The sequence below is a fragment of the Saezia sanguinis genome (assembly GCF_963921665.1).
GTDB lineage: Bacteria > Pseudomonadota > Gammaproteobacteria > Burkholderiales > Burkholderiaceae_C > Saezia > Saezia sanguinis.
Genome location: NZ_CAWUGC010000007.1, coordinates 40,484 through 54,782, shown reverse-complemented (window position 1 = coordinate 54,782; position 14,299 = coordinate 40,484). Strand labels below are relative to the sequence as shown.

Below are 14,299 nucleotides of genomic sequence, written 5' to 3'. Positions count from 1 at the left end.
AAAACCTCTGTCAAGGATTTTTACCGTGTATTTTGTGTAACGCAGAATACCGGACGAATGAAAAATGAAGTGCTCGCTTCGTGCGCTATTGCGCTATGAATAAAAAAATAGGGCGCTGTATGCAATGTCTTTTTTCGGACCGGATAATACGAACAAGGTCGTGTTACAAAACACACGTGTATCAGGTTTGATCAATAAGGATAATAAGCAGTGTTTCTGTTTATGGATAAAGCATTGAGAGCACTTCAGAAAAAAGTTCTGAGTTACGAAAGAAATATTCTGCAAGAGAGTTATATTGAGAACTATTCTCCTTCTATTGTGTTTCAGGAAGTCGATGGATTATTTGATATCACCTTCTTTGGGGAAGGGTATGATGATAATCCACAAGAGGCGTGCGATGAAGACTTTGGCGGTAACTATGCGTTTTGTAATCTGCTGGATTTGCTGGCACAGCAAAGGTATGCAGACAAGGTGTTGTCGCTGAATTTTACTGGGCCGGATATGGGGGCAAATGGTTTGCGCTCATGGGTTTTTAACCGGCTGGTGAATGCCGAAGTGTGCTTCCCACAACTGAAGAGTTTTCAGGTAACGTTGACAGATCCGGGGGATCATAACCAGTCGCTGATTGATGACAATGGTAGCCTGGAGGAAAACGGCATGGTTGCCAGGTTGGTTGCGAGAATGCCAGCAATCGAATTTTTAGCTATACCATCGGCTCCCAATGCAGATTTTTTCACAATACCATTGCCTGACCTAAAGCGATTCATTGTTCAGGCAGGTATGGACCATCAAGACTTTATTGCCAATCTGGCCAAAAGTTCTTGTATGCCTGCTTTGTTTTCATTGGATTTTGCAGACGTGATGTACAACTGGAATGAACAAAGCGGGACTTCTTTTGAAGATTTTGCAGCATTGTTTCGTTCCGCGCTTTTGAGAAAGGGCTTTCATTTTAAACTGCGGTTTTCTAAGTTGACCCAGGCTCAATTGTTTGAGCTGCAGAAAATGAATGGTGGTGTGCAGTTTCTGGTTATTCCGTCGGAGCCTGCTTATTATGTGTCTCATGCCATGCGCAATTAAGCGTTTTAATGCAATGTCTTTTCCTGGGAATGATAATACATACCGGGCAGTGCTTTGAAGCACATCCGTATCAGGTTTGATCAATAAGGATAATAAGCAAGTGGTTTCCAGGGCGCATAAATTGACTCCTGCAATGCAGCGTATTGCTGATCAGATGAAACGTGCAGGTCATAAACCCATGTATGAGCTTTCACCGCAGCAGGCGCGTGAATACTATGAGCGCAATGCCAGTATTCTGGATTTGCCTGCCGCACCGTTGCCGCGTGTAGAGAATTTTCATATTCCATCAACAGATGGGGAGGTTTTGCCGGCCAGATTGTATGCACCGTCAGAAGACAAGGGTTTGCCTGTTCTTTTGTTTTTTCATGGGGGCGGATTTACCGTTGGCAGTATTGACACGCACGATAGTCTGTGCCGCCAGCTTGCGTTGCTCAGTGGTGTTGCCGTGGTGTCGCTGGATTACCGGCTGGCACCAGAATATAAATTTCCGGTTGCAGTGAATGACGCATGGGCGGCCTGCCAGTGGCTGAACCAGAATGGGCAGACTCTGGGGCTGGATGGTTCCCGTCTGGCCATTGGGGGCGATAGTGCCGGTGGAACCTTGGCTGCCGTGTGTGCCATTATGGCGCGTGATGCGCAGTTGCCTGTGGCATTGCAGGTGCTGTTTTACCCGGGGACCACAGCACATCAGGATACCGAGTCGCACACGGTGTATGCCGATAACGCGATTATTCCTGAAGTGCTGATTACCTGGTTCTTCCACCAGTATATTGAAGATGGGCAGCGTGAAGACTGGCGCTTTGCACCACTGTTGTGTGACGACTTGCAGGGCGTTGCACCAGCCTGGATGGGGCTGGCGGAATGTGACCCGTTGGTGGATGAGGGAGTCGCATATGCTGACCGGCTGCGTTTTGCCGGAGTGCCGGTGGAACTGGAGCTTTATAAAGGTGTGACGCACGAGTTTGCTAAATTTGGGCAGGCCATACCGGAAGCCCTGGCAGCCCAAAAAGCTGCGGCACAGGCATTGGCACAGGTATTTGATGTGGTTTGATATAGGTGCTTTGTCAGGTAATGGAATGCCAATCTGACATTAATTAACAGTCAAGACAGATACGCTTTATAATAAACAGTTGTACTGCATTACATGTAAAAAGGTTTCAGCTATGTATCTGGAGCGCAGGCATTGCGGCCAGAACTGAAAACCTGAAAATAATGTGGCCAGAGGCTTGCAAAAGGTACATCAAGCAATGACCTGGAGTTGTTCTGGCTGTGGTTGAGAAACGGGAGAGACGCTGACCATGACATTGGAGATGTCCAGATCAGACACGGTACTGATCGTGGTTGATGTGCAAAATGGTTTTTTACCAGGAGGGCATCTGGCTGTGGCTCATGGCGACAGGATTATTCCGGTCATCAACCATATTGCCCCCCTGTTTTCCAATGTGGTGCTGACACAGGACTGGCACCCAAGCGGGCACATGTCCTTTGCTTCTTCTCATGCCGGCCACAAACCTTACGATACCATGAAAGTCCGGTACGGCATGCAGGTACTCTGGCCTGATCACTGTGTTCAGGGTACACTGGATGCCGAGTTATCACCTTCACTGCGAATACCCCATGCCCAGTTGATTATTCGTAAAGGATTTCATCCTGAAACGGACAGCTATTCGGCTTTTATGGAGGCCGACAGGCAAACATCAACTGGCCTGGCAGGGTATCTTCGAGAACGGGATATAACACAATGTTATATTTGCGGTCTGGCGACAGATTTTTGTGTGGCCTGGACTGCGCTGGATGCCCGCCGAATGGGGTTTGCCGCTGTGGTGATTGAAGATGCATGTCAGGGGATTGATTTGAATGGTTCACTGACCAAAGCCTGGGAAGAAATGGCTGCGGCTGGGGTGCAGCGAATTCAGTCGGAGAATTTAACTTCCACAATATAATGCTGGTATATGAACGTATCACGTCTTAATGCTTTGTTAAAGCCCAGTGGCGATTTTGGCGAATTCCACTGGCAAATTAATACATGGTCTCAGTTGAACCAGGGCGCTACTGCTGTTCGCGATGCGGTTTTTAGCAAGGAGCAGATGGTTCCAACCGATATGGATCTGGATGGGCATGATATTGAGGCGGTTCACATTCTGGTGACAACTGCCGATGGAACGCCAGTTGCGACAGGACGAATGACCAAAGAAGGTGATGGCGTTTCGCGCATTGGCCGCATGGCCGTGCTCTTTAATTGCAGGGGCAATGGGTTGGGTAAGCTGATGCTGACCGAGCTGATGAAGTTTGCACGTCGGCGCAGAGATCATGCCATTGTGATTCATGCACAAAGTTACGCCATAGGGTTTTATAAAAAACAGGGGTTTGAGGTATTTGGTGAGCCTTTCATGGAAGCCAGTATTCCCCATGTCACCATGCGTGTCGCGTTGTAAATATATCTGCTGCTGGCTTCAGCAGAAACCGCATATTCCACTTTTTAAGAATGAGAGCATAACCACCTGAGAAATCAGGTGGTTATGCTCTCATCGGAATTGTTGAGGGATGGCACTGTCCACTAGAATGGAGCCTCAGTAAATCAGTGTTAAAGAGAAAAAAATGAAATGGGGCGCAGCTATACTTTCAGTTCTATTATTTGTAGTAGGTGGATTTGTGGTATTCGGAGCATTCATCATGTCCATTGATGAGCCCGGTTATGATGGCGTATTTAAGGTTGGTCTCTATATGATGGCAGGGGCCGTAATAGGTTTTGTCACCAGTATATTATGGCCATCCAAGAAAAAATAAAATATCATCAATAGTCCAATTACAAACACATATCTTATCAACCGCCTTCGGGCGGTTTTTTCGTTCACATATGTCCTTATTGTCCTAATAAAGTGAGTGTGAGATGTCATGAAAATGACGCTCTCTTTTAATATCACAATGAGGAAATACATAGATGGATACAGGAACTTCAAATCCCATAGCGGGTGAGGACAAGGCGTCTTCAGCAATAGCTACTTCGGTGCAGCCAGCAGCACAGGCAACAGTGGCTAGTGCTGCATCGCATCTGAAATACTTTGGTCACTTGCACACGCAGAACGGCCGCCAGAACGAGGTGGTGAACCATACCAACCTTTCGGTGATTTTCTGGTCTGACTATAACCAGCTGGTCCGCGATCTGGCTGTGGTTAAGGATAAAGGCAATAAGGCCGTGATCAGCACGCCGGTTTTGTATGCACCTTCTGCTGAAGGTGGGTACTACACCCTGGATCAGTTTGCAGAAACAAAGTGGCTGGGTTTCATGAACCGGTTAGTCGCAGATGGTTTTTTTAAACCAAATGAGGATGAAGTTGAGCAAGGGACTGTCATCGGGTTTTATCCGGTGGATGAGCCAGAGGAGAATAAGCTAGGGGATGTGAATGGTTCACCTTCACCAGTACTGGTTAACATTCTGAATATTATTCGAGGCAATAACCATTCGCAGCACGCACCAATTGCCGTTTGCAGTGGTGTTAATTATGGAAATGCCATTGCCGGTTTGAAGCTGTATAACTGGATCGGACTAGATGCCCATTTGGATACAGAAGAACAATATTTTATTAAGTTCAATCAGCTTCAGAGCATGCTGAATCTCCACTCAAAACAGCGGATGTTTCTCGTGCCATGTGCATCCATTACACCAGATGCTAATGGGAGTTTTCCAGAAATACTACATAATCCGTTCACAATGCTCTCTCATGCACAAAGCAACCCGGCTGTGATAGCGATTGTGGCGTACTTATGGAATTCGGTCAGTGCAGATAATGTTATCGGGTTGGGAGAAGGTGATGCCCGGTTGCAAAACTCCCGCCAGTGGTGGGATCAGATTGGAAGACAGGTGAAATACTCGCATGCCAATGCGCAATGGATCGGCCACCTGATTCCATCGACGATGATTGCGGGCAAACCATACGATGTGCGCGTGGACATGCGTAATACAGGCAATGTGAAGTGGGAGTTGGGTGAAGTGTTTCTGGGTACGCAGAATCCGCAGGATAACTTCATCTGGGGTGCTCACCGAGTATGGCTGCCTTCCAGAATCGAACCTAATCAGACGGCAATTATGGTGTTTCCGGTGATGGCACCATCAACGCCTGGCGTTTATAACCTGCAAGGACGAATGGTAGGGGATCATGGCAACTGGTTTGGAGACTACACCCCCAATGTAGCGGTTAACGTGATTGCTGAACAAACCAATGCACAGTGGATCGGGCACTTGATCCCAAACTCCATGGTTGCAGGTTGCATATATGATATCCGTGTGGACATGCGTAATACGGGCAATACAGTGTGGGAGCTTGGTGAGGTGTTTCTAGGTACACAGAATCCACAGGATAACACCATCTGGGGTGCTCACCGAGTATGGCTGCCTTCGCGCATTCAGCCTGGTGAAATAGCTGTCATGGTTTTTCCGGTAAGGGCACCGACAACCCCGGGTGTTTATAACCTGCAAGGGCGTATGGTGAACAGCCGCAACCACTGGTTTGGTGACTGGACACCCAATGTCGCAGTCAGTGTGGTTGCCTGATAAGCCTGATATAGTTTTATTCAAACCGCCTTCGGGCGGTTTTTTCGTTCATCTAATGAACAACTTGACAGTTGTCTGCGATAAAGTAGGTAGCCTCAGCAAGAGATCATATTCCCGCCGCGGGAATATAGGGCACATTGTTTTTATTGGCCTGTCCGGAGGGAATCGAACCCCCGACCCACAGCTTAGAAGGCTGTTGCTCTATCCGACTGAGCTACGGACAGGTAGCCTTGCATTATATGATATTGGTAATATCTTGTACAGGCGCGGCATTCAGGCAACCTTAGCGGATTTTGTACTGCCTAACTGTTTTGCATGTGTCAATGTTCCGCTGATACTATCTGATGCTTAACCGCGCGGTATCAATGCTTGTTTATTTCCGGGACGAATAACGTCAGTTTTGGTCAGAACACATATCCAACCACTCCTGGTGGTGGCTTTTTATTTTCGTTTAATCAGTTTCCACAGAACAACGATGATGAAAACAGCGATGAATATTTTTCCTGCTAGACTTCCCATTTCATATGAACTCATTTGTTAGCTCCTTGAGTGGTTATAAACGATTTGTATTCTGTAAGGCTTGATAAGCGGCTTTTTGTTGGTTATTGTGGGCAGACTTGGAGATAAACGTATGCGAATGGTTCATTCTCGTCGAGCGGTAGTGGTAGCGGATCGAATCGGCGAGGGAAGTCCTCCAATGTGCTGTAAATTTCTCCCTGAGCGAACCGTTCACTATAGTCTTTAATATGATTCATTCTTGCAGTTGTGTTTGTACAATCATATGTGATATTGAAAACAGCAGACTCATTTGGGGTGTGGTCGTTAAGTAAAATACGAGCGGTAATCAGACTGTTGTTGCTTGGGTCAACCTCTGGAGAATTCCAGTAATAAAAGCTATCGCCCCTGTTATTGGGTATGGGCTGCCAGGCTCCTTGATGCGTGTTAACGCAAGCACTTGTTAATAATGCTGTTATGGTAATGAGTAAGCGATACAAAATAACATTCCTGTAGGAAATATTGAACACCTTTATTCTATAGTTTAGGTTCGTTCATATATATCAATGCCAATAATTCCCCACGAAGTGGGCCATCACCGCTGTCTGTTTTCGGCAGTGATTCTGAATCATTCGTACATCATTCTTTTTTTCAAAGCCACGCTAACTTGTAGATATGCAGGGCTTTTATAATGAGTGCCAACGTTGTATGACATATACCGCGATGAAGGGGGTATAGATGATGAAACCTGTTTTGCTGGTGATTGTGAAGTTGACTGAGCCCTATCTGGCACGTGCCAGGCAAACCTATGAAGTCATTTACGAGGCCGATCCGGCCCGGCGAGAGCAGGCCATTCAAACACATGGCAAAGATGTTCAGATAGTTCTGACCAATGGCATTGCAGGCCTGACAGCAGAAGAAATGCAACAGATGCCCCGGCTTGAACTGGTGTGTACCACGGGAGCAGGCTATGAACGACTGGATGTGGACTATGCGCACGCACACGGCATTGCTGCGGCCAATGGTGCGGGTACCAATGCGCATTGTGTGGCTGACCATGCCATGGCGCTGCTGTTGGCAACGGTCAGGCAGGTGGTGTATCTGGACCATGCGTGCCGTCGTGGGGTCTGGCGATCAGATGTGGCTTTACCTGCCAATGTTTCAGAAAAGAAGATGGGCATTATTGGCCTGGGAACCATTGGTCAACTGATTGCCAAACGCGCCGTGGGTTTTGAGATGGAAGTGGGTTACCATAACCGGCACCAGCGGCAAAATGTACCATATTCGTATTTCGGTAATGTGCTGGAAATGGCACAGTGGGCAGACTATCTGATGGTGGCAACCCCGGGTGGGGCACAGACACATCATATGGTCAATGCCCAGGTTCTTGAAGCGCTTGGGCCTGCAGGGTACGTGGTGAATGTAGGGCGTGGCAGCGTGGTTGATACACAGGCATTGGCACAGGCATTAAAAAATAAAACCATTGCAGGCGCCGGGCTTGATGTGTATGAAAGCGAACCTTCTCCGCCAGCTGATTTGATCGGATTTGATACGCTGGTGATCACACCGCATGTGGGAGGATGGTCGCCGGAGGCGATTGCCAATTCGGAGCAGCGTTTTTTGGATAATGCACGCTTGCATTTTGCAGGACAACCGATGATCTCTCCGATTTAAAAAGAGCCGACCAGTCAAAATCAGATAAAAGCCATTGAACTGTTCACAATACTTATGTATTGATATCGATGTATTTGAGGGCGGCACAAGTGCGAGTCTTGTATGCAACGGGCTGCGAGTTTGAGCAGACTCATGCACAAAAAGGCTGATCACTGTGCGCAGTGATGCTGAATTGGGGTTGAGGCATTTTTCCAACGCTGTGTGACTGCATGCCTGCACACATACTGGTTAAAGAGCGGCTTTGCCTTGTACAATAGAACGGTCAGCAGGCAGCATGCATTGCCTGTGCCAAGTAAGTTCCACTTATTACCTTCTGAGAGATTGTGAAATGCGTCTGTAAGTTCTGATTCTATGTTGTGCGTCACCCCGTTTGAGATGGCGGTGATGCGTGATAAACATGTGATGAAAGAGCTCTTATGACAAATTTCCATGCAGTTTTTTCTGCCGACGATACAGCTTTACACCCATCTGGATTTGCGTTGCACTTACAGCCTGCCAATGTGCCGTTGGCTGCGGTTTGCAATCACGCGGCAACCCCCTGGCTTGAACTGAAGCATATCAACTTGACCCTGAGTGATGGACGGGTGCTTTTTGACGATGCAAATGCTGGTTTTCATATTTTCGACTTTGCTGCTCTGGTTGGCCCCAATGGGGCAGGAAAGAGTCTGTTGCTACAGATCATGGCAGGTTTGCTGCAACCCAGCGGCGGAAAAGTAATGCGTATGTTGCCCGTTGCGTATATTCCTCAGAATATGGAAGCCCCCAGCGGCTGGACGGTTGCCGACATGGTGGGTTTAACCCCGGCGCTCAATGCCTTGACACATATTGAGCAAGGGAGGGCCGAGCAGGCAGATTTTGATCTGGCAGAAAGCTATTGGGAACTGTTACCGCGTATGCAGGCCCTGTGGTCAAGTTGCAGCCTGCCTGACCTGACTATGCAGATGCCTGCTGCAATGCTCAGTGCGGGGGAGCGCATTAAAACCGTTTTATGCTCCGCCTTTGCGAGCCAGGCAGGTGCGCTGATACTAGACGAGCCGACCAACCACCTAGATCGGGATGCCAGGGATTGGCTTTATCAAAAAATAGATTCGTGGGCAGGCGGCATTGTTGTTGCCAGCCATGACCGCGACCTGTTGAGTCGAGTGCAGAATACCGTTGAAATTTGTGACACACGTTTGAAACATTATGGCGGTAATTATGCGTTTTATGAGCAGCAATCGCAGGCGGAAGTGCAGCGAGCGGCAAAGCATTTGGAGCAGGCCAAGTGCGAAAAGAAGCGTGTTGAACGCGAGTTGCGCAAACAGCATGATCAATTGCAAAGACAGATTGTTCGAGAAAATGCGAAAGCGAAAGTAAGCAATCATTCCGGACTTTACCTGAGCCTCCTAAAAGAGAGTGCCGACCATACCCGGGGGAGAAAAAAGCGACAGCTTGATCAAATGAAAACGCAAGCGGCTACAACCGTGCAAAAGGCTGCACAACAGGTTCAGGGAGACCGCTCTGTTTTTGTCATGTTGTCTGAAAGTCAAGTTCCGGCGGGCAAACAAATTTGCCAGCTCGATGAATTAAAGACCTTGTATCCTGCCAGAAATGCACCTTTGAGCATGACTCTGAATGGCCCGGTACGGGTGGGCGTTGTGGGGCCCAATGGCTGCGGGAAAAGTGTTTTGATGAAAACCCTGGCAGGTTGGCTGATGCCTGCAAGTGGTGCGTGCCATGTGGGGGTGCCGTTTGCATGGTTTGACCAAATGCCAGAAAAACTGCTGACTGGTGAACGCAGTGTGTTGGAGCAATTGAAGGTCAACAGAAGTCCGGTGCCGGAAAGCCAGCTTCGCATGCAACTGGCACAACTCGGGCTGGATGCGGTTCATGTGCATTTACCTGCTGCACAACTCAGTGGTGGACAATGGCTGAAGGCGGCACTGGCATGCGCATTGTGGGCAGAAAATGCGCCCCAACTGTTGTTGCTGGATGAGCCAACCAACCATCTGGATTTATGGGCTTTGCGTGCGCTGGAAGGCGCTTTATCTGCTTTTCCCGGAGCAATGCTGGTCGCGTCGCACGACAGGCTATTTTTGGAAACATTGAAATTAACGCATATTTTGTCATGGTCAGAGGACCGGTGGACGCTCAATGAAGTCTGAGAACGAGAACCTTTAGTTTTTTACCCTGATAGCAAAGGATATATGGTGAAAATTCATTCTGGTCAGAATGGGAAAATTCATATATAATCTCTAATCTTTTCGGGGTGTAGCGCAGCCTGGTAGCGCAACTGCTTTGGGAGCAGTGGGTCGTACGTTCGAATCGTATCACCCCGACCACTTAACTATATGATTTAATTCATATATGTTCTTATTCAAAACATTGAAGCAGTGTTTTGATCATCTAACCAAAATAAAAGCATCTAACGGGTAGCAGAGATTCTTACAGGTTTCTGTTGGCGGATATATTCGCTTGTCTGCTGCTGGGTTGTGTGTCCTCCCATTCTCTGTGCAGCCGTAATGCCTGCATATTCATCCTTGTCTGTGAGGGCTTTGGCCCTCAGATCGTGGAAATGGATATTTCTGATCCCAGCTCGTTTGACGGCACGTTTCCAGGCCGTGGAAGCCCCAGAATATGAGTAAGGCTTTCCATCCTGAGTTGTAAAGACGTTGCTTGTAATGGTTATTTTCTCTTTTTTCAAATCAATCAAACGCTGTTCTAATTCTTTGAGTTTAGGCGTCCATTCAATAAGCACTTTGGCGCCTGTCTTTTGGGTTTGAAAAATGATGCCTTCTGTTGTCATTTGTGACCATTCCAGTGCCAGGAGGTCGCTGATTCTTTGGCCAGTCAGGTACGCCATGTCGATGAGGGCGCAGATCATCAGTCCCGATCTGGTTTTAAGCCCGTCCAATCCGTACATCGCTGCGACTTTTATCCTTCTGATCTCAGAGTCCGTAACATACCGTTTACGTGGTGGCGTGGACATTGTTTTAATATGCTCCACTGGATTGTCTGTGCGGTATCCTTTTTCAATTGCGTAGCGCATTAACTCGCGCATCATAGCCCTGTACATGTTATATGTACGGGGCTTTTCTTTGAATGGCTTGATAGCTTCAATGACATCTGGTGCCTGTACTTCACTGGCATTAAATTCAATAAATGCTTCCTTCAGGTTTTGGGAAATACGGATTTCATCTTTTTGAGTCTTGATGGCGTGTTTTGTCATAACCTCTTTTTGCCAGTCCTCAATCAGCTTTTTCATGCTTTCGTTTCTGGAGTCAGTCTGCATGAATTCTGAAAGCGCTGCATACATAGCTGGCAAACCATCCCGCACTGATGATAGCCGTATCCATTTACGTTTTTTGCCCTGGGCAAGAACATAATAGTATGCATTAAACTTTTTGTAGACATTAGACGGTAGTTTCATGTTTGTCAATCGGTCTTACCTTCGGGCGCTGAGTATTGTTTCCCGCACATACAGATTCATAATGCGCACGTTCAAGAATGACCGGGCCGGAGTCATTGGCCCTATACGCACGGTAAAAGCCACGCTCAATCAATGCCTTCAGTTGCTTTGCTGGTTGCTTTGCGCGGGTGATCTCTTCGATCTCTGTTTTGCTCAAAATAACAGCGCTCATCATCTTCTCCTAGAACGGGACATCATCTAAATCCGGGTCTTGTGCTCCCGCTTCCCATGCATCGCCTTTACCTGCCATGTTGGGCCGTGCGCTGCCGCTTTTAGCTGCTGCATAGCTGTTTAAGCCTGACTGAGCAGGGCGGGGAAGTTGGCCTTCTGAGCGTTGCAAGCGGGGTATCTGAGCATCAAAACATACTGTCTCAGTGGTGTACCTATCCTCACCGTTTTTATCCTGCCATTTCCGTGTTTGGACGCGTCCCTTTAGCTTTACCTCTGAGCCTTTACGGGCGTACTCACCAATGTATTCAGCCTGTTTGCCAATGATCTTGGCGCGTACCCATTCTGTGACTTCTTCCTTTTTCTGGCTATCCCAGTAGGAAGTCGCAACGGTTACATTGCATATTGCTGTACCGCCTGTTGTGTATGAAACTTCTGGATCACGCCCGAGTGTTCCTTCAATGAAATGTAGGTTTTCGTTTAAAGGCATTTAGTCATTCTCCTGATGTAACAGACACCTGATACTTCTTGATTGCGGTCCTGATGGTTGAATGAAGCTGCGACCAGATAGCAGGCTTCAAGGTTTCATCTTCTGGATAGGATTCGCAGAACATTTCCATGATCTCAATAGCTTGTTTGGGGTCTGGTTGCTGCTCTTCGGTTTCCAGCATCACAGATGCAACCTGATCAGCAACGGATTTCACTTCGGCTTTCATTTCATCTGAAAGAGCATCGAAAGCAATCTTTGTCGCTGATCCAGACTTCTTAGCAGGCTTGGATGCTGCAATACCATCATCATCTTCTTGTGGCATACCAAGCATTGCAGCAAGTGCATAGCGTCTAGCATAGGTCATAGCAGATCCATAGCCCTGCGCATCTTTCTTGGTGACTGGTACTGTGATAGTCGATTCAATCCATTGACCTGATGTGTGGATGAGGCGCGTTGTCAATCGAACTTCAACTGCTTCGGATGGTTCAGGACACTGGACAAACGAAATACCGTGCGCTGTGAGTGTTGGCTTTGCAGCCTCTATGATTGAAGCAAGGTTTGCATATTTAGAGCCCAGGTGAGGATTGATTGCATTTTTAATAGCGCCTTTCATTTCTGCCTGAGCAGTAGCAAGCGCCTGCGCTAATTCTTTGATTGATTCACTTTGGTTCACAGTCCACCCTCCAGATCAATAGCATCAGTGGTTTTCTCGGGCTCTTGTTTCTGAGGTACGTTTGGATATGGATACCATTTTTTATCAGGACGATCAAAACTTGATAACCAAACTGTCCCGTCATCACATGTTGCTAGCACGTATGTCCCATCATGAGTGCCGATTGATAAAGTATGAATAATCTTTCTCATTTCAATCTCCCAAGCCAGCCGCCGCATAAAACAGCATCAGCACAAAAAGCACAAAATATGTCTTTGTGATCGTCCATTCCTTGCGGCTGTACAGGTCATCATCTTGTTTATCCATGATTAGCTTTCAGAGTAGGGCGGTGGTCAGCGACGGGTAATCTTGTCTTCGTTGAGATCGGCCCATTCGTCGCAGATGTAATCAAGCACGTCTGCGGCATCCTGGTCATCAGCAGTTTTGAGAATCTTGATCAGCTTTTGAGCGATAGGCTCAGGACTGCCGTACAGCATCATGGCGGCCATTTTTGCGTTGCTGTAATTTCGGTCGTAGCGGTCTTTGTTCGTAGGATTATTTTTCAGGTCGAACAAGAACAACCCACGCGATTCTTCAATGAGCTCTTCGTTTGTTGGTTCTGCTATTGCGTATCCCATAGTTGCCACCGTTTGGTTTTGTTTGTCTATGGATTAACTATATCAAATGGTGTACATAATGTCAACACCAATTGATATGCTATTTGATATACTCAAGTATTGCAAACAACAAAAAAGCCGCAGGTGCGGCATTCACATAGGGTGGGTTAGAGCAGGGAGACTTGGACTATTTGGAGGTGGGGATATGAAGAAAGAAGATTTTATTGGAATAGCTGCAATTACATTATCATCAATAATTGTGCTTTTTCTTTTTTTATTATCAATTAGTTAACAGAGTCATCTGATTTTGAGTTTTCACCAATTGAAGTTTTATGTATGCTAAAAGCCCAATCACGAAGACAATTCATTGCCAAGTCGCTACCTATTAGTCCATCTTTCGTGCTCATAACTTTGTCGGAAAATTCAAGAAATGCATCAATAGCAAATTGAGTATCATTACTATCCTTTGCGATTGTCATAAGTGTTAGCGCTCTACTATATGCAGCAATCATCTCATCTGTTTTAGACTCTCTGACACAGGAATCGGGGGGAGGGGGTATCTGCGGTCTAACATAAATAGTATTAGACCTCAAATCATCTTGAGCCTTTCCTGAAAATGGTATGGGAGAATTTTCATTTAACATTTCTACAGCCCATGCGCGAACCTCTTCTGATTGAGATTTTGCGTCACCTTTTATAATATCCAACGCCATTGCAACATAATCTTTTCGAATATTATCATTTGATAATTGTCGCTGAATAATATATCCAAAAAAAGCAACAATGACGGGGATTGCAACTGCCGCAAATATTGTGGAAATTGCCTGCCAGTATTGAATTCTTGATAGTTTTTCTTTTTCCATCACCCCTCCCTATGTTGATCTTTTGGCTTAGAGACAGCCCAAAGAGTAGCAAGCACTAATAAAATGAGCAGGCAAATTGCCATGCCCACAAGAAAAAAGACCATGACCTTTATTTTGATCATCTGAATATCGGGATTATTTGATGGCGCTAGCTGGTGTAGCAGCAGCATTGCAACAGCGCCCAGCAGACATTCGGCGGCAGTCACCCCCCAGAACCCCAACTTTGGTTTTTTTTTGAGCTGGCGCATCTCTGCTCCTATGCC

At 46.9% G+C, this 14,299-nt stretch carries 17 protein-coding genes and 2 tRNA genes; 10 read left to right on the top strand and 9 right to left on the bottom strand.

The features are described 5' to 3' along the window. Positions 1-222 precede the first annotated feature (222 nt). From AACY98_RS05505 to AACY98_RS05480, 6 genes are all read left to right on the top strand, one after another. The gene (locus tag AACY98_RS05505) at positions 223-1,077 is read left to right on the top strand and encodes a hypothetical protein (RefSeq protein ID WP_339802611.1); all 855 of its coding nucleotides are present in this window, start codon (positions 223-225) and stop codon (positions 1,075-1,077) included. Between the two features lie 133 nt (positions 1,078-1,210). Next, a complete protein-coding gene (locus AACY98_RS05500) occupies positions 1,211-2,128 on the top strand; it encodes an alpha/beta hydrolase (RefSeq protein ID WP_339802608.1) in 918 nt (305 codons plus the stop codon). A 259-nt stretch (positions 2,129-2,387) separates the two neighbouring features. Further along, positions 2,388-3,020, top strand: coding sequence for a bifunctional nicotinamidase/pyrazinamidase (gene pncA / locus AACY98_RS05495; protein ID WP_339802605.1), 633 nt, complete (start codon positions 2,388-2,390; stop codon positions 3,018-3,020). A gap of 9 nt (positions 3,021-3,029) precedes the next feature. Beyond that, positions 3,030-3,512, top strand: coding sequence for a GNAT family N-acetyltransferase (locus AACY98_RS05490; protein WP_339802602.1), 483 nt, complete (start codon positions 3,030-3,032; stop codon positions 3,510-3,512). 163 nt (positions 3,513-3,675) lie between these two features. Further along, entirely contained in the window at positions 3,676-3,864 is a 189-nt protein-coding gene (locus AACY98_RS05485; RefSeq protein ID WP_339802599.1) for a hypothetical protein, read from the top strand. Positions 3,865-4,018: 154 nt separating this feature from the next. Then, positions 4,019-5,629, top strand: coding sequence for a hypothetical protein (locus tag AACY98_RS05480; protein WP_339802596.1), 1,611 nt, complete (start codon positions 4,019-4,021; stop codon positions 5,627-5,629). 147 nt (positions 5,630-5,776) lie between these two features. On the opposite strand, the gene AACY98_RS05475 is transcribed toward AACY98_RS05480, so the two are convergent. Together AACY98_RS05475 and AACY98_RS15020 are read right to left on the bottom strand one after the other, a co-directional pair. After that, positions 5,777-5,853: transfer RNA gene (locus AACY98_RS05475), tRNA-Arg, on the bottom strand. 378 nt (positions 5,854-6,231) lie between these two features. After that, positions 6,232-6,654, bottom strand: coding sequence for a surface-adhesin E family protein (locus AACY98_RS15020; RefSeq protein WP_423817528.1), 423 nt, complete (start codon positions 6,652-6,654; stop codon positions 6,232-6,234). Positions 6,655-6,865: 211 nt separating this feature from the next. Here AACY98_RS15020 and AACY98_RS05470 point away from each other — a divergent pair, with 211 nt between their 5' ends. The 3 genes from AACY98_RS05470 (at position 6,866) to AACY98_RS05460 (ending at position 10,119) form a co-directional block, all read left to right on the top strand. Further along, a complete protein-coding gene (locus AACY98_RS05470) occupies positions 6,866-7,798 on the top strand; it encodes a 2-hydroxyacid dehydrogenase (protein ID WP_339802653.1) in 933 nt (310 codons plus the stop codon). 416 nt (positions 7,799-8,214) lie between these two features. After that, a complete protein-coding gene (locus AACY98_RS05465) occupies positions 8,215-9,942 on the top strand; it encodes an ABC-F family ATP-binding cassette domain-containing protein (protein ID WP_339802593.1) in 1,728 nt (575 codons plus the stop codon). Positions 9,943-10,042: 100 nt separating this feature from the next. Further along, positions 10,043-10,119: transfer RNA gene (locus AACY98_RS05460), tRNA-Pro, on the top strand. A gap of 83 nt (positions 10,120-10,202) precedes the next feature. On the opposite strand, the gene AACY98_RS05455 is transcribed toward AACY98_RS05460, so the two are convergent. The 5 genes from AACY98_RS05455 to AACY98_RS05435 all read right to left on the bottom strand — a co-directional run bounded on the left by AACY98_RS05455 (position 10,203) and on the right by AACY98_RS05435 (position 13,194). Next, entirely contained in the window at positions 10,203-11,207 is a 1,005-nt protein-coding gene (locus AACY98_RS05455; protein WP_339802590.1) for a tyrosine-type recombinase/integrase, read from the bottom strand. Then, complete coding sequence (locus AACY98_RS05450) at positions 11,191-11,418, bottom strand: DUF4224 domain-containing protein (RefSeq protein ID WP_339802587.1); 228 nt, start codon at positions 11,416-11,418, stop codon at positions 11,191-11,193. The genes AACY98_RS05455 and AACY98_RS05450 overlap by 17 nt, the downstream gene beginning before the upstream one ends. 9 nt (positions 11,419-11,427) lie before the next feature. Further along, on the bottom strand, positions 11,428-11,904 hold the full coding sequence (gene ssb, locus AACY98_RS05445) for a single-stranded DNA-binding protein (RefSeq protein ID WP_339802585.1): 477 nt from the start codon (positions 11,902-11,904) through the stop codon (positions 11,428-11,430). Between the two features lie 4 nt (positions 11,905-11,908). After that, positions 11,909-12,577, bottom strand: coding sequence for an ERF family protein (locus AACY98_RS05440; protein WP_339802582.1), 669 nt, complete (start codon positions 12,575-12,577; stop codon positions 11,909-11,911). Between the two features lie 332 nt (positions 12,578-12,909). Beyond that, positions 12,910-13,194, bottom strand: a complete 285-nt coding sequence (locus AACY98_RS05435) for a hypothetical protein (protein WP_339802579.1) — start codon at positions 13,192-13,194, stop codon at positions 12,910-12,912. 58 nt (positions 13,195-13,252) lie between these two features. On the opposite strand from AACY98_RS05435, the gene AACY98_RS05430 reads away from it, so the two are divergent. Further along, entirely contained in the window at positions 13,253-13,465 is a 213-nt protein-coding gene (locus AACY98_RS05430; RefSeq protein WP_339802576.1) for a hypothetical protein, read from the top strand. Here AACY98_RS05430 and AACY98_RS05425 read toward each other — a convergent pair. Continuing rightward, the gene (locus AACY98_RS05425; protein ID WP_339802573.1) at positions 13,458-14,036 is read right to left on the bottom strand and encodes a hypothetical protein; all 579 of its coding nucleotides are present in this window, start codon (positions 14,034-14,036) and stop codon (positions 13,458-13,460) included. The two genes, AACY98_RS05430 and AACY98_RS05425, sit on opposite strands and share 8 nt — an antisense overlap. Continuing rightward, entirely contained in the window at positions 14,036-14,284 is a 249-nt protein-coding gene (locus AACY98_RS05420) for a hypothetical protein (RefSeq protein ID WP_339802570.1), read from the bottom strand. The genes AACY98_RS05425 and AACY98_RS05420 overlap by 1 nt, the downstream gene beginning before the upstream one ends. Positions 14,285-14,299: the final 15 nt, after the last annotated feature.